The 20,372-nt window shown below is 38.5% G+C and carries 17 protein-coding genes, 2 pseudogenes and 2 riboswitches; of the genes and pseudogenes, 9 read left to right on the top strand and 10 right to left on the bottom strand.

Features of this window, described 5'->3' with window-relative positions:
- Positions 1–166, top strand: a pseudogene (locus AS180_RS22795) (IS4 family transposase); the annotation flags it as partial.
- 140 nt (positions 167–306) lie between these two features.
- Here AS180_RS22795 and AS180_RS17500 read toward each other — a convergent pair.
- From AS180_RS17500 to AS180_RS17480, 5 genes are all read right to left on the bottom strand, one after another.
- On the bottom strand, positions 307–1,005 hold the full coding sequence (locus AS180_RS17500; RefSeq protein ID WP_220387611.1) for a hypothetical protein: 699 nt from the start codon (positions 1,003–1,005) through the stop codon (positions 307–309).
- A 228-nt stretch (positions 1,006–1,233) separates the two neighbouring features.
- Positions 1,234–1,704, bottom strand: coding sequence for a 6,7-dimethyl-8-ribityllumazine synthase (ribH, locus tag AS180_RS17495; RefSeq protein WP_025909182.1), 471 nt, complete (start codon positions 1,702–1,704; stop codon positions 1,234–1,236).
- A gap of 47 nt (positions 1,705–1,751) precedes the next feature.
- Positions 1,752–2,945, bottom strand: a complete 1,194-nt coding sequence (locus AS180_RS17490; protein ID WP_062687213.1) for a bifunctional 3,4-dihydroxy-2-butanone-4-phosphate synthase/GTP cyclohydrolase II — start codon at positions 2,943–2,945, stop codon at positions 1,752–1,754.
- A gap of 16 nt (positions 2,946–2,961) precedes the next feature.
- Entirely contained in the window at positions 2,962–3,618 is a 657-nt protein-coding gene (gene ribE / locus AS180_RS17485) for a riboflavin synthase (RefSeq protein WP_025909180.1), read from the bottom strand.
- Between the two features lie 216 nt (positions 3,619–3,834).
- A riboswitch (FMN riboswitch) is annotated at positions 3,835–3,982 on the bottom strand.
- Between the two features lie 93 nt (positions 3,983–4,075).
- Positions 4,076–5,104: a YkvI family membrane protein gene (locus tag AS180_RS17480; protein ID WP_025909179.1), complete on the bottom strand. Its 1,029-nt coding sequence runs from the start codon at positions 5,102–5,104 to the stop codon at positions 4,076–4,078.
- Between the two features lie 199 nt (positions 5,105–5,303).
- Here AS180_RS17480 and AS180_RS17475 point away from each other — a divergent pair, with 199 nt between their 5' ends.
- The 6 genes from AS180_RS17475 to AS180_RS17455 all read left to right on the top strand — a co-directional run bounded on the left by AS180_RS17475 (position 5,304) and on the right by AS180_RS17455 (position 14,780).
- Complete coding sequence (locus tag AS180_RS17475; protein WP_025909178.1) at positions 5,304–6,206, top strand: aldo/keto reductase; 903 nt, start codon at positions 5,304–5,306, stop codon at positions 6,204–6,206.
- A gap of 176 nt (positions 6,207–6,382) precedes the next feature.
- Positions 6,383–6,526: a hypothetical protein gene (locus AS180_RS22790; RefSeq protein ID WP_156413505.1), complete on the top strand. Its 144-nt coding sequence runs from the start codon at positions 6,383–6,385 to the stop codon at positions 6,524–6,526.
- A 213-nt stretch (positions 6,527–6,739) separates the two neighbouring features.
- Positions 6,740–6,842: riboswitch (SAM riboswitch) on the top strand.
- A 111-nt stretch (positions 6,843–6,953) separates the two neighbouring features.
- Complete coding sequence (locus AS180_RS17470) at positions 6,954–8,792, top strand: bifunctional homocysteine S-methyltransferase/methylenetetrahydrofolate reductase (RefSeq protein ID WP_062687212.1); 1,839 nt, start codon at positions 6,954–6,956, stop codon at positions 8,790–8,792.
- Complete coding sequence (gene metH, locus AS180_RS17465; RefSeq protein ID WP_062687211.1) at positions 8,793–12,236, top strand: methionine synthase; 3,444 nt, start codon at positions 8,793–8,795, stop codon at positions 12,234–12,236.
- Between the two features lie 176 nt (positions 12,237–12,412).
- Complete coding sequence (locus tag AS180_RS17460; RefSeq protein WP_025909175.1) at positions 12,413–13,849, top strand: carbon starvation CstA family protein; 1,437 nt, start codon at positions 12,413–12,415, stop codon at positions 13,847–13,849.
- Between the two features lie 127 nt (positions 13,850–13,976).
- Positions 13,977–14,780, top strand: a complete 804-nt coding sequence (locus AS180_RS17455; RefSeq protein WP_025909174.1) for a Cof-type HAD-IIB family hydrolase — start codon at positions 13,977–13,979, stop codon at positions 14,778–14,780.
- Between the two features lie 32 nt (positions 14,781–14,812).
- Here the strand turns inward: AS180_RS17455 and AS180_RS17450 are convergent, their stop codons facing one another.
- From AS180_RS17450 to AS180_RS17435, 4 genes are all read right to left on the bottom strand, one after another.
- Complete coding sequence (locus AS180_RS17450) at positions 14,813–15,019, bottom strand: hypothetical protein (protein WP_226372989.1); 207 nt, start codon at positions 15,017–15,019, stop codon at positions 14,813–14,815.
- 51 nt (positions 15,020–15,070) lie between these two features.
- Positions 15,071–15,403: a hypothetical protein gene (locus tag AS180_RS17445; protein ID WP_226372988.1), complete on the bottom strand. Its 333-nt coding sequence runs from the start codon at positions 15,401–15,403 to the stop codon at positions 15,071–15,073.
- Between the two features lie 462 nt (positions 15,404–15,865).
- Positions 15,866–17,161, bottom strand: a complete 1,296-nt coding sequence (locus tag AS180_RS17440; protein ID WP_025909171.1) for an NCS2 family permease — start codon at positions 17,159–17,161, stop codon at positions 15,866–15,868.
- Positions 17,162–17,350: 189 nt separating this feature from the next.
- The gene (locus AS180_RS17435) at positions 17,351–18,667 is read right to left on the bottom strand and encodes a short-chain fatty acid transporter (RefSeq protein ID WP_062687210.1); all 1,317 of its coding nucleotides are present in this window, start codon (positions 18,665–18,667) and stop codon (positions 17,351–17,353) included.
- Between the two features lie 403 nt (positions 18,668–19,070).
- Here AS180_RS17435 and AS180_RS21805 point away from each other — a divergent pair.
- Together AS180_RS21805 and AS180_RS17430 are read left to right on the top strand one after the other, a co-directional pair.
- Positions 19,071–19,323, top strand: a pseudogene (locus AS180_RS21805) (SDR family oxidoreductase); the annotation flags it as partial.
- A gap of 383 nt (positions 19,324–19,706) precedes the next feature.
- The gene (locus tag AS180_RS17430; RefSeq protein WP_025911362.1) at positions 19,707–20,075 is read left to right on the top strand and encodes a YueI family protein; all 369 of its coding nucleotides are present in this window, start codon (positions 19,707–19,709) and stop codon (positions 20,073–20,075) included.
- Here AS180_RS17430 and AS180_RS22785 read toward each other — a convergent pair.
- The gene (locus AS180_RS22785) at positions 20,034–20,282 is read right to left on the bottom strand and encodes a hypothetical protein (RefSeq protein ID WP_139109222.1); all 249 of its coding nucleotides are present in this window, start codon (positions 20,280–20,282) and stop codon (positions 20,034–20,036) included. The genes AS180_RS17430 and AS180_RS22785 overlap by 42 nt on opposite strands.
- Positions 20,283–20,372: the final 90 nt, after the last annotated feature.

Raw genomic sequence — 20,372 nt, 5'->3', positions numbered from 1 at the left:
AAACCAAGTGTTTATCGCACTGATTGTTTTTTGCCTAAATGTAATTGCGCAAATCGAAACAAAAAGTAAGCGAAAAACGCTACAGATTAGCCGTTTTTTAAGGGCTTCGTTATGGAAACCGGCACATATCTGGATACGAAAGATTAAAGGAAAAACCGTTCCTTAAAAATAAATTGTCGTCGTCGCACAAGTCTAATTGTACATAATTTCCAAATGGATGGAGCCACCTTTAATAAGGTATTTACTTTTTTGGCTCTAAACAGGAAAAAACATTAAACTGAAAATTGCGTCAACATTTATGCAACACTAGTGATATTTAGCTGTAAATAAAATTACTACAACATCTAATAGTGCAAAGAACCCCAACGAATTCCATTTAGGTAACACCAATATATCTGTAGACAGTAAAACGAAATCAGCTATTCGAAAACCAAGAAAAAAGCAGCCTAGCATGGTTAGAGAACGCTTTAAAATTCCCCAAGAATATAGGGCTGTTAAAAGCCATACATAAAGTGTATTAAAACTAAGCACATCCCGTGTCTCTGATTGAAACCACCCCACATGTATAGAGTGGGTTTTAAACATGGCAAGTAAAAACAACATGATGGTTGTGTTAATTGCTAATAAGCTAAAGAATAAGTTTAATACATGAATCCACCGCTCAAATCGATCAGACAGCCACGCATGCCATGTCTTTGCAATGACGAACCCAATTGTCATAAAAATACCTGTGTAAATCGTTTTCCACCAATACTGTATATACACACCTAAAGAGATAAACAATTCTTCAATTCCCATAAAAATAAACGATATAAGTACAATATAACGAAACTTCAGCTGATAAGCCCCAATTAAAACAGCGATAACTGGAAATGCAAAGGCTTGTGATACCAACGACCCCAAAATATTATCAAGGTCTGTTTTATGTACAAAATTCGGATTATATTGATAGCTTTTAAATAGTACAAGAATGAAGTACTCCAACACGTACGCTAAACCAATCATAAAGAATAATAAGATAATCAGTTTTTTATCCCTTGTATTCCATAGAACAAAAACAAAGATTAGGACACTTATGATAATTAAAACCAAAAACGGTATATAATGAGGCATGAAAGTCTCCCTTAACATAAACTAGTTACTATATAGGGTAAAACCTTTCCTGTAAATTATACATTTGTAAATAGTTTAAAAAACGCTTGCTACAGTTCTAGACTGCAACAAGCGCTTTTATTACCCTTCAATTAAACGAGACAAATTTGCCATCTCAATAGCAGAAGCTGCTGCTTCCCATCCTTTGTTACCGGCTTTTGTACCTGCACGTTCAATCGCTTGTTCAATTGTTTCCGTTGTCAGTACACCAAAGATAATTGGTACGCCCGTTTGTAGACTCTGTGAAGCAACGCCTTTTGCTACTTCGTTACAAACAAAATCAAAGTGTGGTGTTGCGCCGCGAATAACTGTTCCTAACGTAATCACCGCATCATACTTTTTTGATTCTGCGAATTTTTTTGCAATTAACGGAATTTCGTATGCGCCAGGTACCCAAGCAATGTCCACATCTGCTTCTGCTACACCATGACGTTTTAGCGCGTCTTGCGCTCCGCCTAGCAATCGGCTTGTAATAAATTCATTAAAACGCCCGACTACAATTGCAACTTTTAATCCAGTACCAACTAAATTCCCCTCAAACACATGACTCATTTTCTATTCCTCCTAGTTTTTTTATGTTTTATGTGTAAATTAAATAATTAAAAATGTAATAAGTGACCTAGTTTCGTCGCTTTTGTATTTAAATATTTCTCATTTTCGACTTCCTTTGGCATTTCAATTGGAAGACGTTCAACTACCTCGAGATCATAACCTTTTAAACCGGTAATTTTACGCGGGTTATTGGTTAAAAGCTTCATCTTTTTCACGCCTAAATCCTTTAAAATTTGCGCACCAATCCCATATTCACGAAGGTCATCAGCAAACCCTAATTTTTCATTAGCCTCAACCGTGTCATATCCCTGCTCTTGCAGTTCATATGCTTTTAATTTATTTATTAACCCAATACCTCTTCCTTCTTGACGCATATAAAGAAGGATTCCCGATTGTTCCTCTTCAATTTTTGACAGTGCTGCATGAAGCTGTGGTCCACAATCGCAGCGTTTGGATCCAAAAATATCGCCAGTTAAACACTCAGAATGAACACGAACAAGAACAGGTTCTTCGGGATTAATTTTACCTTTTACAATAGCTACATGTTCTTTATCATCAATTTTATTTGTATATCCAATCGCCTTAAAGTCACCAAAAGCAGTTGGTAATTGAATTTCTACCTCGCGCTTTACAAGCTCATCATGCTTGCGACGATATGCAATAAGATCTTTAATTGTAATCATTTTTAAGTCAAATTGCTCTGCGATCACAGCAAGGTCTGCCACGCGTGCCATAGTTCCATCTTCTTTCATGATTTCACAAATAACACCCGCAGGCTTACCTCCAGCAAGAAGTGCTAAGTCAACGGCAGCTTCTGTATGACCTGCACGTCGTAATACTCCTCCTTTTTTCGCAATTAAAGGAAATACGTGACCCGGTCTACGAAAGTCTGTAGCTTTAGCTTTATCATCAATTAATGCTTGAATGGTTGCCGAACGCTCATGAGCACTAATTCCCGTTGTTGTTGATACATGATCAACACTAACAGTAAAAGCTGTACCATGCATATCCGTATTGGTTGTTACCATAGGATTAAGCTCTAATTTAGCAGCAACTTCTTCTGTGATTGGTGTACAAATCAAACCTCGACCATGCGTTGCCATGAAGTTAACGATTTCGGGAGTAGTCGTTTCAGCTAGTGAAATAAAATCCCCTTCGTTTTCGCGGTCTTCATCATCACAAACAATAACCACTTTACCTTTTTTTAAATCATCAATTGCTTCTTCTACTGTGTGAAACATTTTTCTCACCTCTCTTTTAATTTGTAAACCCGTGCTTTTCGAGTAAACTTTGCATATTGGAAGGTTTCGGTGCAGGAGCAGATGAAGGTTTCATCATCATTTCTTTAATATATTTGGCTAACATATCACATTCAATGTTAACAACATCTCCTCGTTCTTTTCTTCCAATAATTGTTTCTTTGGCAGTATGCGGAATTAAAGAAATTGTAAAAGAATGATCTGTAACATTAAATATCGTTAAGCTTGTCCCATCAACAGTAACAGAGCCCTTTAACATCATATAATGACGAAGGCTAGGGTCTACCTTAATTTCATAATATACAGCATTGCCTCTTCGCTCTTTATTCACAATTGTACCGATACCATCAACATGCCCACTCACAAAATGACCACCAAACCGTCCATTTGCGCTCATCGCACGCTCTAAATTAACCTTTGAGCCCACGGTCAATAATTGGAGCGTACTCGCTTTGATTGTTTCAGGCATCACGTCAACGGTAAATCGATTAGTTGAAAATGAAGTCACTGTCAGACACACACCATTAACTGCAATACTGTCTCCTAGAGACACGTCCTGTAGGACAACACGTGCTTCAATGGTTAATACAATTGCTTCTTTTCCTTTGTTAATTTGTTTCACTTGACCAATTTCTTCAATAATTCCTGTAAACATTCTTTCACCTTCTTTCCCCATACAATGTACGCAAAAAGCCCCCTTAAACAAGTGTCCAAGGGGGTTGTTTTTAGAATCAGTGTATACAAAGCATCCACAAACAAGATAGCACTTAATAGCCATCTCACTTTGCGGTATACTAAATAAGCAGTTGGATATAACGGTTTTCTAAAAAAGCCATTACGCCTATGTAATCGCTACACATCCACTGTGCTCCTGATCCTTCTCCCATCCAGACTTTTACTGTCGGCTCTAGATTTTAACTAGATCCACCGTTATCGAAAAATACGAAAACGGGTCACGGGCTTAAAGGCATTGCCTTATCACCGCCGGTTGGGACTTACACCCGACCCCGAAGGATATTTATGTCGACAATATCTGTCGAATTTGACCTTATTATAGCAAAGCTTTAAACAGTTGTCACACTTTTTAACACATTTTCACTTAACTTACAGAGTTAACTTTTTTCTTTTTTGATACAGAGCATAACTAAAAGTGCTAATCCAATATAGCCGAAAATCGGATACAGCACCTTCAACAACTCTCCATACCCAACCTGTGCAACTAGAAAACATAGCGCAAAGATAAAGGCAAAAGCTCGCTGATTTGAGATTGGCAATATGGATTGAATCTGTCTAGCAATTCCAAATACATTTCCAATTAGTGTGGTGAAAATCTCTCCAAAAACTACTAGTAAAAAGAGCCAATTAACGAAAAGGCCAATATGTTTTACTACTTCACTCATTGGAATATCTAAATGGTATGCATACGGCAAGTTTGAAAGAGCTAAATGCGTTGCCACCATCATAAATGTTAAACCAATTCCTCCTAAAACCGCACCGTTTTTAATGACTTTTCTATCTTTCACTTCACTTCCTAAAGGAACAAGGACGGCTTGTGCTAATGCTAAATTAAGAGCCACATACAAAAAAGGACTAATCAGCCAGTTCCAATCCCCTTGAAAATGAACCGTTGACACTTGTAAAAATGAAAAATCAGGAGCGTGTGGAATAAAGATTAAAATTGAAAAAGCAAGCATCATTGGCACTACAAGTGAATTAACAAATAGTAACCCATTAATTCCTTTGGACACTGATATGTATGCTAAACCAATTGTAAGAAGCATACCCACCTGTGGCCAAAGTCCAAACTGTTCGGCTGCAATTGCTCCCGTACTCGCTAGCATAACGGATGTGACTCCAAACAAAATAATAATGGTAAATCCATTAATCAGCTTCCCCATAAATGTACCGAATAGATGCGTATTTAACGTTTGATAAGACGTTGCATCAATCGATTGTGCAATAAGCATCATTTTTGACCCTAACCAAATAAAGAACAAACCGCTAATTAAAATTCCGAATAAACCCATTGAGCCATACTGAGTAAAAAATTGAACAATTTCTTTACCCGTTGCAAACCCAGCCCCCACTACCGTACCGATATAGGTAGCAGCTACTTGTAGCGTCAGCTTCCATTTACTCAAGTTCTCCACCTCATTTTCTTGGAACTCACTATTTTTTATTCTTTATGACAACATGTCTTATCGCTCAGAAAAGCAGCTTGTACTAAACTATATGTAGAGGCAAAGTAAAAATGACGAATCTTTAAAAATGTAATCGCTTTATCTACCTGTTATAATCAAAGCGAATTTACTATCTAGTTCTTTTGAAAGGGTTGAAGGTATGCAATACATAAAGCTAGCGGAAGATTTAAAGTTTTCAAGAATTATTCATGGGTTATGGCGTTTAGCCGATTGGAACTTATCAACAAATGATACGCAAACTCTAATTGAACAATGCTTAGATCGAGGTATTACTACATTTGACCATGCGGATATTTATGGTAACTACAGCTGTGAAAAGTTATTTGGGCAAGCGTTAGCGCAAAAGCCTTCTTTACGCGAGTCTATGCAACTTGTTACAAAATGTGGCATTAAGCTAACGTCTGATAAATATCCAGAGCGTAAAATTAATTTTTATGATACGAGCAAAGAACATATCATCAACAGCGCCAACCAGTCATTAAAGAATTTAAATACGGACTATATAGATGTTTTACTCCTCCACCGTCCAGATCCTTTTATGGATCCACAAGAAGTAGCAGATGCGTTTATTCAGCTTAAAGAAGAAGGAAAAGTACGCTACTTTGGAGTCTCGAACTTTAAACGTTCACAGTTTGATTTACTTCAATCGTTCTTACCTTTTTCACTTATTACGAATCAAATTGAAGTCTCGCCTACTTATTTAAACCATTTTGAAGAAGGCACAATTGAACAATGCCAGCAGCATAAGATAGCGCCGATGGCCTGGTCACCACTAGGTGGCGGCTCCATCTTCACTGCTGAAGATGAGCGTTCCATTCGCGTTCGAAACAAGCTAACAGAAATCGGTGAAGAAATTGGAGCGAAATCGTTAGATCAAGTTGTCTATGCTTGGTTACTAGCTCACCCAGCTACTATTATGCCGATTGTCGGGTCTGGAAAAATGAACCGCATTGATGTAGCTATTCAAGCGTTGGACTTAAAGGTGAATCGCATGCAGTGGTTCCAAATTTTAGAGGCTTCTAAAGGACGACCTGTTGATTAAACCTATTTAGATAATTTCTTTTCTAACACGTAGATTTCAACAATTTAATTCAATGCACTCCGAGGCTGAGAAATAAGTAATTCAGCCAATGATAAACCCGAACGGTTGAGAGTTCCTCACTTTTAATCGTTCAGGTTTTTTATTGATTGTGAAAACAATGTTGAAAATAGGCTGGAATGAAGCGTAGCGTAGGACACTCGACTCCTGCGGGAAAGAGAGGGAAAACTGAGATCCCAAAGCGCAGGGAGGAAGCTCAGGTTCCTCCCCGCGGAAAGCGAGTGGCCATAGCGCAATGGAACGAACGTGTTCTGACAACGTAAAGAGGTGAGAAAAGGGAGTGTTGGTATTTTTGGAAATTTGTTTTGTTATGCCCACCCTCTTCTTATGATTTATTAGTGAAATTTTCGAAATTGTCTTGTATAATATACAAAAATCAGATAAATTAGATAATAAGATTAAATTTCATCTTTATCGTTCGTTTCTTTTTAAGTAAACATATCGCAGAATGAACTAAAATAATAATCATATATGGATTCTTATCACGAGAGGTGGAGGGACTGGCCCTTTGAAACCTCAGCAACCAGTCGAAATGACATGGTGCTAAATCCAGCAAGCAAATCGCTTGGAAGATAAGAAGAAGAAATAAAGTCTTCTTCTTACAGAAGGCTTTTTTTGTTAATTCATTTTCTTTTTTTATTTGAACACAACTGATAACAGATGAAATGGAACGTTTAAGGAGGTTTTCAAATGGGGTTACTTGAAGATTTACAATCACGCATTTTAATAGGAGATGGTGCAACTGGTACCCTTCTGTATTCACATGGAATTGATAGCTGCTTTGAAGAGCTAAACATCACAAAAAAAGAAGAGATTCAGCGCATTCATCGTGCATATGTAGAAGCAGGTGCAGATGTCATTCAAACCAATACATATGCTGCCAATTATCAAAAGCTTGCACGATATGGTTTAGAAGATGCTGTCAAAGATATTAACATTTCAGCCGTCAGAATTGCAAAGCAAGCTGCTAAGAAAGATGCATACGTGGTCGGTACACTAGGGGGCATTCGCTCATTTCAAAAAAACGCCATCTCAACAGAAGAAGTAAAGCGAAGCATTCGCGAGCAGCTATTTTGGCTGTTAAATGAAGGCGTTGACGGCTTGCTATTTGAAACATACTACGATTTTGAAGAATTAAAAACGGTGTTGTCCTTGGCTAGAAAAGAGACATCAAAACCAATCATTACGCATGTTTCACTCCATGATATTGGCGTATTACAAAATGGAACATCCCTTTATGATGCGTTTCAAGAGTTAGAATCTTTAGGTGCAGATGTTGTCGGTCTGAACTGTCGTTTAGGCCCTTCTCATATGATTCAATCGCTTGAAGAAGTTCCGCTTTTAGATCGTGCTTTCTTATCAGCTTATCCAAATGCAAGCTTACCAGCTTATGTAGAAGGAAAAGTGGAGTACGCTACAAATCAAGAGTATTTCGTTGAAAGCGCCAAAGCTTTTCGCAATCAAGGCGTTCGTTTAGTAGGTGGATGCTGCGGTACTACGCCCGCTCATGTTCAAGCGATGTCACAAGCATTGAAGCATGAAAAGCCTATTACGCAAAAGAAAGTAAAGATTAGACCAGTTGTAGAAATCAAAGAACAAGAACAAACAAAGGAACCACACCTCCATGATCTTGTGAAAGAAAGGCGTTCAATTATCGTTGAGCTTGATCCACCAAAACAGCTCGGACCAACAAAATTTTTAGATGGTGCAAAAGCTCTTCATAAGGCTGGTGTTGATGCGGTTACCCTTGCAGATAATTCTCTGGCATCACCTCGAGTAAGCAACTTAGCAATGGCATCGCTTATGCAGCAGCAAACGGATGCTCGACCGCTTGTTCATATTACGTGTCGTGACCGTAACTTAATCGGACTTCAATCCCATTTAATGGGACTTCATACACTTGGCATTAACCAAGTATTAGCCATTACAGGAGATCCATCAAAGATTGGAGATTTCCCTGGAGCTACATCCGTTTATGATGTCTCTTCATTCGATTTAATTAGCTTAATTGCTCAATTTAATGAAGGATTATCCTATTCAGGAAAGCCACTTGGACAAAAAACCAATTTTTCAATCGCAGCGGCATTTAACCCAAACGTTCGACATTTAGACCGTGCAGTTGTCAGACTTGAAAAGAAAATTTCATACGGTGCTCACTATTTTATTACACAGCCGCTATACTCAACAAAACAAATTGAAGAAGTGTACGAAGCAACGAAACATTTAGAGGCTCCAATTTATATCGGCATCATGCCACTAACAAGTGCTCGTAACGCTCGCTTCATTCATCATGAAGTACCCGGAATTAAATTGTCGGAAGATATTTTAGCACGCATGGATGCTACTGGAGAAGATCGAATTAAAGGTGAAGTTGAAGGATTAGCAATTGCAAAAGACTTAATCGATACTGCCTATGAATTATTTAATGGTATCTATTTGATTACACCGTTTTTGCGCTACGAAATGACCGAGATTTTAACTCGTTATATCAACGATAAACAGCTTGTAACGACAGAAAGGAAGAACTAAATGACCTCATTAATTCAAGAACAATTACAAAAGCGAATATTAATTATTGATGGTGCAATGGGAACCATGATTCAAGACGCAAATTTAACAGCTGCTGATTTTGGTGGCGAAGAGTACGATGGTTGTAATGAGTATTTAACCCTAACAGCTCCTCACGTTATTCAGCGTATTCACGAAGAATATTTCGCTGCAGGTGCTGATATTATTGAAACCAATACGTTTGGCTCTACTTCCATTGTATTAGATGAGTACGATTTAGGTCACCTTGCCTACGAGCTAAACATCGAAGCTGTAAAGCTAGCGGTGGCAGCACGAGATAAGTTTTCAACGCCTGAGTGGCCAAGGTTTGTAGCCGGAGCTATTGGTCCTACAACAAAAACATTGTCGGTAACGGGCGGAGTTACCTTTCAAGAATTGGTCGAGTCGTACGAAGAACAAGTTCGTGGATTATTAGACGGTGGCGTTGACCTCCTTCTGGTGGAGACGTGTCAAGATATGCTAAACGTAAAAGCCGCTTTTTTAGGAATTACAGCTGCATTTGAAGCATCGGGCAAAGAGCTTCCTATTATGATTTCAGGAACAATCGAACCGATGGGAACGACGCTGGCGGGCCAAGATATTGAATCTTTCTATCTATCATTAGAGCATATCAAGCCTCTATCTGTTGGCTTAAATTGTGCTACTGGCCCTGAGTTTATGACGGATCATATTCGCTCTTTATCTGAATTAGCAACGTCTGCTGTTAGCTGTTACCCAAATGCTGGCCTTCCAGATGAAGAAGGTAACTACCATGAATCACCTGAACTTCTTGCTCAAAAAATTAAAAGCTTTGCGGACAAAGGTTGGTTGAATTTTGTTGGTGGCTGTTGCGGTACTACGCCTGCTCACATTAAGGCGTTGGCTGAAGCTGTGAAAGACGTCTCTCCTCGTCCATTAAATCGTCCTGAGCATAACCATGCTGTTTCTGGAATTGAGTCATTAATTTACGATGACTCCATGCGTCCTTTGTTTGTAGGTGAACGTACCAACGTTATCGGCTCACGTAAATTTAAGCGCCTTATTGCAGAAGGAAAGATTGAAGAAGCTTCTGAAATCGCGCGCGCTCAAGTAAAAAATGGTGCACATGTTATTGATATTTGCTTAGCCGATCCCGATCGCGATGAAATTGAAGATATGGAACTGTTTATCCAAGAGGTTGTGAAAAAAGTCAAAGTCCCTCTTGTTATTGATTCAACGGACGAAGCCGTAATTGAACGTGCCCTCACCTACTCACAGGGTAAAGCAATTATTAACTCCATTAACTTAGAAGATGGCGAAGAGCGGTTCGATGCCATCTTACCGCTTGTAAAAAAATTCGGTGCTGCTCTTGTGGTTGGTACAATTGATGAAGAAGGTATGGCGGTTACCGCTGAGCGAAAGCTTGAAATTGCGAAGCGCTCACACGATTTACTGGTTCAAAAACATGGATTCAACCCTAAAGATATTATTTTTGATCCGCTTGTTTTCCCTGTTGGTACAGGTGACGAACAGTATATTGGCTCTGCGGAAGAAACGGTAAAAGGAATTAAAATGATTAAAGAAGCATTGCCTGACTGTCAAACAATTCTCGGCGTCAGTAACGTATCGTTTGGCTTACCGCCTGTTGGGCGTGAAGTGCTAAACGCTGTATACCTCTATCACTGTACGCAAGCTGGTCTTGACTATGCCATTGTAAATACTGAAAAGTTAGAGCGCTATGCGTCCATCCCTGAAGCAGAAATTAAGCTAGCAGACGCGTTACTGTTTACTACTAACGATGAAACGTTAAGCTCGTTTACAGACTTTTATCGTGATAAAAAGAAAGAGTCAAAAATCGAAGTATCGAATTTAAACCTTGAAGAACGTTTAGCTATGTATATTGTAGAAGGAACAAAAGAAGGACTGCTCCCGGATCTGCAAGAAGCGCTTGCTAAATATGATGACCCATTGGATATTATTAACGGTCCATTAATGAATGGAATGGCAGAGGTTGGGCGCTTGTTTAATGATAACCAGCTAATCGTCGCCGAAGTTCTCCAAAGTGCTGAAGTCATGAAAGCATCCGTTGCCTTTTTAGAGCCGCATATGGAAGCGTCAGAAAACGATTCTGGTAAAGGGAAAGTGATTTTAGCTACAGTTAAAGGTGATGTACATGATATCGGTAAAAATTTAGTCGACATTATTTTAAGCAACAACGGATTTAAAGTGATCGATTTAGGAATTAAAGTAACGCCTCAACAGCTCATTGAAGCTGTGCAAAAGGAAAAGCCTGATATCATTGGGTTATCCGGCCTACTAGTAAAATCAGCTCAGCAGATGGTATTAACAGCTCAGGATCTTACACAATCTAAGATCAACGTGCCTATTATGGTAGGAGGCGCTGCGCTATCTCGTAAGTTTACTGATTTTAAAATTGCACCTGAATACGAAGGTGCTGTTCTATATGCTAAAGACGCAATGGATGGCTTATCGCTTGCCAATAAGCTTCAAGACAAAGAAGAGATTACACAGCTTCTTGAAGATTTAAAAGCTCGTCAAGAAAAGAAAGTCACGTTTAAAGAGCGAAAACATCAGGAAAACACAACTGCAACAGCCGTGTTACAACGGTCTGCTGTATCAACGGATGCTCCGGTGTTTATTCCATCTGATTTAAAACGTCACGTTGTGAAGCATTACGATTTGGCGCAAGTTTTACCCTACATTAACTGGCAAATGCTTTTAGGCCATCATCTGGGACTTAAAGGTAAAGTTAATAAATTACTTGCTGAAAAAGATGAACGAGCCGTTCAATTAAAAGAAACGGTAGATGAATTGCTGGAATTAGCTCTAAAGGAAAACTTAATTAAGCCAGCTGTTATCTATCAATTCTTCCCTGCGCAGTCAGATGGAAATGATTTAATTATCTATGACCCTTCTGACCAGAAGACAGAAATTGAGCGCTTCACGTTCCCGCGTCAAGAGAAAGGACAGTTCTTGTGCTTATCTGATTTTGCCAAGCCTGTTGAGAAAGAAATGGATTATGTCTGCTTCTTCTCAGTTACAGCCGGTACAGGAATCCGCGAACGTGCCGCTCAGTTTAAAGAAAACGGTGAGTTTCTAAAGAGTCACGTTTTCCAAGCGCTAGCACTTGAACTAGCAGAAGGCTTGGCAGAACGTGTTCATCAACAAATTCGAGACCGTTGGGGCTTCCCTGACTCTCCAGATTTTACTATGGCAGAAAGATTTTCAGCTAAGTATCAAGGACAACGCTTCTCTTTTGGCTACCCGGCATGTCCAGACTTAGAAGATCAAGCCAAGCTATTTAAGTTGATTGATCCTGAAGATATAGGTATTCAACTTACGGACGGCTTTATGATGGAGCCTGAGGCTTCCGTTACCGCTCTTGTGTTCGCTCATCCAGAAGCTAAATATTTTAACGTCCTATAATAAATAAAGAAAAATCCATCGTTATCTAATGGTGGATTTTTCCTATTCAAACATTAAAAAACTAAAAAAATTAACTTTTCTAAAAAAATACCTTGTCACCTCCTCTGACATTTGTTAGGATAAGAATATTAAATTTTCAAACAATTAAAACTTTTATTTTTTAGGAGGATGTTCACATGGTTACTTTTTTCGCTTCTATTGCCCTTTTAATCGGGGGATATGCCATTTACTCAAAAGTGGTTGAGCGAATTTTCGTTATAGATCCAAACAAACAAACACCAGCGTATGAAAAGTTTGATTCATTAGACTACGTTCCGATGAAATGGTGGAAAGGTTCATTAATTCAACTCTTAAACATCGCAGGTCTTGGCCCCATCTTCGGAGCCGTTATGGGCGCTTTATACGGACCGGTAGCGTTCATCTGGATTGTCATCGGCTGTATCTTTGCAGGAGCTGTACATGATTACTTCTCTGGTATGCTATCTCTTCGCCATGGTGGAGCACAGTACCCAGCTCTAGTTGGTAAATATCTTGGAGCAAATATGAGAAAGATCATCAATGTCGTTTCTCTTGTGCTTATGATTTTAGTAGCGGCAGCTTTCACAGCTGGTCCAGCTCAGCTAATTACAAGCGTTACATCTTTACCTTTTATCGTATCGCTAATTATTATTTTTGCTTACTTTATTTTAGCGACGGTCCTACCTGTTAATAAAATTATTGGAAGAATTTATCCTTTATTCGGTGCAGTATTGATTTTCATGGCTGTCTCAATTGCATTTGCACTTATTTTCATTTCAAAAGAATCTGTACCAAATTTAACATTAGAAAACCTTCATCCACAAGAGCTGCCGATTTGGCCTCTATTAATGGTAACTATCTCATGTGGTGCTATTTCGGGTTTTCACTGTACGCAAAGTCCAATTGTTGCTCGTACACTAAAAAATGAAAAAGACGGACGCAAAGTATTTTTCGGCGCGATGATTGGAGAAGGAGTTATCACCTTAATTTGGGCAGCAGCTGCAATGACATTCTTCAACGGAACAGGTGGCCTTCAAGAAGCACTTGCTGCTGGTGGACCATCTGCGGTAGTAAATGAAATCTCAACATCGTGGCTTGGAACATTAGGAGGCATTCTCGCTATTTTAGGTGTTATCATTCTACCAATTACAACTGGGGATACGGCATTACGTTCATCTCGTATGATTTTAGAGGATCTTGTTAGTAAGAACCATAAAGAAGAAAAAGGAAATAAAAAAGCAACGTTTATTTATACATTATCCGTTGCGGTTCCAGCTTTTTATCTATCAACAATTGATTATTCATTCCTTTGGAGATACGTTGGCTGGACCAATCAAGTCGTTGCCACTGTCATGCTATGGACAGCTACCATTTACTTGCTTCAACATGCTAAAAACCATTGGATTTGCGGAATTCCATCTATGTTTATGACGGCGGTAGTTTGTTGCTATATCTTCTATGCTCCAGAAGGTTTAGGGTTAGATTATGGTTTATCAATGGGTATTGGTACAGTTCTTACTTTATTCGTAGGCGGTTGGTATATTAAACAGATTCGTACTTATACTAATCAAAACATTAATACACAAGTAGCATGATAAAAAGGCTTCCGATTCGAGGAAGCCTTTTTATATGAAATACAAGCGTTTTCTTGATACAATAAATACGCATGTATACTACTATTTATAAGAATATGACCGGTTCATTGAAAGGAGCTTTTTTAAGTTGATCAAACTATTTGTCAGCGACCTTGACGGTACGTTGCTTCATCAGGAAAAATATGTTGAAACACATAATATTGAAGCGTTAGTAAAGCTTCAAGAAAGCAATATTGATGTTTGTTTAGCATCAGGACGAATGGATAGTGAAATTCTAAAAATTTCGTCTGATATTCAAAATAACTTTCATCGAATTAGTCAAAATGGTGCGTTTGTTTGGACAAGAGATAATCATTCACTACACGCTAAGGTATTTGAAAGTGAGTTAGCTTCCAGCCTATACAAACAAACGCTAAATCCTAACCACGTCGTCTTAGTTTGTTCAAACGATACGAACTATGTAGAAACGAAAACCGACGTCATTAATGAAATTGAAAAGCATATGTTTTTCCCAATTGAGGAGCAGGAAAATATGCTCGACTCTTTTGGATTAAACCTCTCGCCATCTAAAATTACAATCCTTGGAGACCACTCAGAATTGGTAGCTCTTCAAGCTGATTTAACACATCAGTTTAAAGAGCAAATTGATGCCTACATTTCTGCCAAAAACTGTTTGGATATCATGCCAAAGCACATCAGCAAAGGAAATGCTATTCAAATCTTACTAGATCATTTAGGTTTACAACCTGAAGAAGTAGCATGCGTGGGTGATTCCTTTAATGATATTCCAATGTTTCACTTAACGCCGAATAGCTTTGCGATGGCCACAGCTCCTGAAGAAGTGAAAAAACACGCTTCTGCTGTTGTTTCATCCGTCAGTGAAGCAGCGGAAATTGTTTTAGCACGAAATAATAGCATCCCTACTAAATAAGAAAAAGTGCGAAGCGTCTGCCTCGCACTTTTTTAATGTCTCTTCCAAACTGCCCGGAGGTATTCTCCTAGGCTGTGCTGAGCACCATTACCTGTCTTGCCTGCTTTTACAAGAGCCTGAATACGTTCTCTCCTAACAATCATTAAGATCAGCGTCATCAAAAACAGAATGGAAATTCCCATTACAAATAGCGCTAATAATGATGCTACAATGGTTTCTGGCATTGTTAAAGATGACAAATTTACCTCTCTCCTTTCTTTTTGTACAAAGGAAGGAGTTAGTTGAATCGCTTATCCTAAAAGATTCTTCTGTTCATATTCATTCTTTGCATACGATTTTAAATCCTGAATTTCTTGATATGCCCCTTCAAGACCTTGCTGTTTTGCTTTTTGATTCATATGGTTATACACCATCTTCACCTTACACACTGTTGCTTTAAGAGATGTTTCTGGGTTAGCATCTTCTTTTAAATGAACATTTGCCAAATCTACAATGGAGCGAGCTAATAACTCGACGCTATTGCGCAGCTCAACTTCGTTATAGACCGCACGATCTTGAAGCTTAAAACGAATAATCTCATTTGCTAACTCCCTCACACGTACAAACTGCTGCTGTTCATTCATAGTATTTCCGCAGTAAGAAACTTATACCCCACTCTTTAGACGTAATAAGTAACTAGACTTCTTACCGCTGAGCTCCCCCTTTTATTAGGCCTAGTCTGCTTTTGATAAATAAAAAACGCTTTTCTTATGTTATTTTACTATTAGATATTCGATAAAATAACTGCGTTTCCCTTTATCTCTTTCCCTTTAATTGCCGACATATTTTGCTTCTATTCCGACTTTAAATGCGCCAAAACATGATAAACAAACAGTAAAATCCCAACTGTTGTTAAAGTAGCTTCTACTGTTATAATAAGCGTCATGCTTTACGTATTAAGCACAGTCATCAAAAATAATCCTATCATCATAGGAAGCCCTAAGTTGTGCAACCACGCATGAATTTTGTCTACCTTATTCCTTCTTTTAGAAGTTTAAAATCATCCATTCAAATAAAAAAGCAGCTGGCAATCCAGCTGCTTAACTTTATGCAATATAATGTAAAACAAAGTTCAAGAAAAATAACAACGCAATTACGTACATGAAAGCGGATACTTCACGCATTCTGCCGATTGCAAGCTTTAAAAGCGGGTATGCAATAAAACCAAAAGCGATACCATCAGCAATGCTGTACGTGAGCGGAATTAGAGCGATAATTAAAAACGCTGGGAAACCTTCTGATAGATCTTGGAGGTTGATGTTCTTGATATTTTGAATCATCAAACCACCAATAACAATCAAAATCGGTGCAATTGCACTATCTGGAATAAGCTTAATAAATGGAATAAAGAACAGTGAGCTTAAAAATAACACGCCTGTAATTAAAGACGTAAGTCCCGTTCTTCCACCTGCTGCAATACCTGATGCTCCTTCAACTGAAGCAACAGTTGGGCTCGTGCCAAGGAGACCTGCCAAAGAGGCAGAAACAGCGTTTGCTTGAAAAGCTTTTGAAAACTTTTCCTGTTGGTCCATCATGCCTAATTGGCCATGAATTAATCCAATGTTCTCGAATACAAGTACCATGGTTAGCGAGAACACCGCAGCCCAAAACGTAATTTGTCCAAGCGCTGTAAACGAAAAGGCACCGAAACCTGCAAAAAATTCTTGAAAGCTTGTAGAGGTGCTGCCGTTCGATTGATTTTGAACACCAAACAACATTGCAATAAGCGTTCCAGCAATCATGCTGAGCAAAAAGTTTCCGCGTATATTTCGAATAAATAACACAATTGTAATCATCAATGTCAACAACGTACTAAGCACAAACGGATCTGATAGATTCCCTAATGCAACAAACGTTGTATCACTTGGAATAACCAATCCACCTTTTTGAAGCCCAATAAATGTTAAGAATAACCCGACTCCAACGGTAATTGCTTCTTTTAAAGAGTGCGGAATCGCAGCCACAAGCTTTGCAGATAGCCTTGAAAATGCAAGTAAAGTGAACAAAACGCCGGATATAAATACGGCAGCTAGTCCTTCTTGCCACGTTAATCCCATTGACTGTACCATTGTATACGTAAACAACGCGTTGATTCCCATACCTGGAACCAAAATAAGCGGGGCGTTTGCCCAAAACGCCATCAGTAAACAACCAATGACCGATACAGCCACCGTCGCAAAAATACCTGCTTCTAATGGGATGCCTGCATCTGATAAAATAGTTGAATTAATCGCAATGATATATACAATTGATAAAAAGGAAATAACGCCCGCAACGCTTTCTTTTCCAAGCGTTGTGTTATGATGCTTCAATTGAAACAAATTTTCTAATAACGCTTTCAAATTTTCTTCCTTCTTTTCTCAATATCCCTCACCCACCCAGTGTCTAAAAAAGCCACCGTGGCTATTATAGCAAAATCCGTGGCGGTTGCAAGAGAAATTTTACGTTTTCTACAGTATCGACTTCTACTGCATTTATAGTATCGGCATTTTTTGCATGCTTATCGATAACATCTTTTACTAATCGCTGTATTAAAAAATAAGCAATCCTAATGAAATAATGACGCCGCTTACTAACAAAATCATGACGCAATATCCCATGATATCTTTTGCTTTTAACCCAGCGATTGCAAGAGCAGGAAGCGCCCAAAATGGCTGAATCATATTCGTCCAAGCATCTCCCCAGGCTACTGCCATGGCAGCTTTTGCAGTTGGTACATCTAAAGCTTGAGCTGCGTCTAAAACTACCGGAGCCTGAACTGCCCACTGCCCTCCGCCGGACGGTACAAAAAAGTTAACAATTCCAGCACTCCAAAAAACAAACATCGCAAACGTTGTTTCAGTTGAAATCGAAACAAATGTTTCTGAAATCACAGTTGCTAACCCTGAAGATACCATGATGCCCATCAGCCCTGCATAAAATGGAAATTGAATAATAATGCCGCTTGTTCCTTTCACAGCTTCTGTTACCGCTTTCAAAAAATTACGAGGCGTTCCATGAAATAAAATTCCCAGAAACAGAAACAAAAAATTGACAATATCTAAATTTAATAAAAGTCCTTTTTCCACGAAGTAATAACCTAAAAATACGATTCCCGCAGCCCCAATTGTCAATGAAATAATTCGGCTATTCTCTAAACGTGCTGCGGGCGTCATATGCTCAACTTCAGCCGATGCTGCTTGAAAGTCTTTTAACAGCTCAGGATCTACTACAAATGCTTCTTCCTTTGGTGGCATCATTAATCTATTCACAATCGGTACGGCTACAAACAAGGCGGCTACAATCACTAAGTTAAATGTAGAAAAAATGGTTTGACTTGTTGGAATAAGTCCAATCATGTCTTCTGCAAAATGACCAGGTGTCGCAATCGTTAAAGGAACAGAACCGGAAAGTCCTCCATGCCAAATGACAAAGCCGCTGTATGCACTCGCAATTAATAAACGATAGTCGACATACTTCACTTGTTTCGCTAATTCCTTTGAAAATAACGCACCTACAACCAGCCCAAATCCCCAGTTTATAAAGCTTGCTAGTAATGAGATAATCGATACAAGTACCACTGCTTGTCCTGGAGTCGAAGGCAAGCTAGCAAGGCGCGTTAATCCTTTTTCACATAAAGGACTGCTTGCTAATACGTGCCCCGTAACTAATACTAGAATCATTTGCATAGAAAAAGCTAATAACCCCCAGAAACCTTCTCCCCAGTACTGCACTAGATTTATTGGGGTACTATCTGTAAAGATAAGCCCAAATCCAAACACTGCAAATGTTAGGATAATGACAAATAAAAATGGATCTGGTAAATACCTTTGCATAATCCCATTAAAAAAACCAACTATGTGTTTCATAGAAGTTCCCCCTTATTCGACTTTTTCTGACGTCATGTATGATATTCGCTTTTTTTATTCTTTTTTCCTTTAAAACAGGAAAAGAAGTGAACCACCGCTCACTCCTTTTCTTTAAAAATCATGTTATACGATATTGCATATATTTCCTTATTCAGTTCACATGGGCATAAGCGGGATTTTTTAACATTTAAACTTATAACCCTTGACAAGTTTAAACGTTATGTTTAGAATTAACTTCCCTAGATTTGAAATATATAAGTGTACAATGTTAGAAATAGTTAGTCTTCCCTGTAATGAAGCACGCCCTGTGGGCGTGCTTCATTTTCATTTATTGAAATAAATACATATCTCAATTCCCCCAGGTAATACTACTACCATCTTTTTATGACTGGAGAAGGATGTCATTACAGTAAATGCGCTTTGTCCTGGTTATGTAGATACGCCACTTGTTCGTAACCAACTTCAAGACTTAGCTAAAACACGTAACATCTCACTTGAGAAAGTATTAGAACAAGTAATCTACCCCCTCGTTCCACATCAGCGTTTGCTAACAGTTGATGAAATTGCTGATTATGCACTTTTCCTAGCAAGCGATAAAGCGAAAGGAGTGACAAGCCAAAGCCATTGTAATGGACGGCGGGTATACAGCTCAGTAAAAAATGACATAAAAAAGGCGATGAATTTTGCGTTCATCGCCCATTTTATGAAAAGGATAAAATGATTGCATCTTTATAATGGAAAAACCTTTTTTGACCATTAGTTTAAGGCTTATTCTCCCCTTTATAAACCTCAAAACGCGCTATTATTGTATAAAGTCATCTCCCCAAACAACTTTATACAAGCCAAACTGAAATCGCTTACAATCTTAACTTTATGAAATCATTTCCTTTTCGTTCTATGTTCATTAAACACTAATTTTTTCAAAATAGCAACCCTTTTTATCGGATTTCTTTAAGTATGTTCTAAAAGATGATATTTTTATATGAAGTCCTCATATTTTATTGAAATATGGGGAAATGATACGTAAGAAGGAGTGACAATTATGAGTGAAAACATCGAAGAATATTTAGAAAGAGGACTATATGGCACCCAAGAAACAAAGCAAGCTGAGCGTAAATACTTCCTCACTGCTTTACGTGAACGAATTGAAATTGCTCTAACTAAGGGACAGGTAATGAAGCCAACCGTTTATAAAGAGGTTGAAACAACCATCACTAACGTTCAAAGTGGACAAGTCTTTTTAAACGGAACGATTTCCTACTCTTTTTTATCAAAATATATTCAAATAGCAAACAAACATAACGTTCCTTTTACTATTGTACAAAATCTAGAAGCTGATACAGATATCGGACTCGTGGTCACAGGGTCAAAAGGTTCCACTGAAAATGAAATTTTTATCAAAAATTAAAAGAGTTTGGGACATAACAAAATGATTGCTTCTAAGAGACGAACAATAGCTGTTCCAATCTTTTTGGTTTGTCTGAACACGTTCGTTCCATTGCGCTACGGCCACTCGCTTTCCGCGGGGAGGAACCTGAGCTTCCTCGCTGCGCTGCGGGATCTCAGTTTTCCCTCTCTTTCCCGCAGGAGTCGAGTGTCCTACGCTCCATTCCACCCTGTTTCCAACATTGTTTTCACAATCAACAAAAAACCTGAACGATTAAAAGTTATGAACTCTCAATCATTCAGGTATAGTAGAGGCTGA

The sequence above is a fragment of the Priestia veravalensis genome, assembly GCF_001457055.1.
GTDB lineage: Bacteria > Bacillota > Bacilli > Bacillales > Bacillaceae_H > Priestia > Priestia flexa.
The sequence above is the reverse complement of the archived record's forward strand: the minus strand, read 5'-3'. Positions and strand labels throughout refer to the sequence as shown.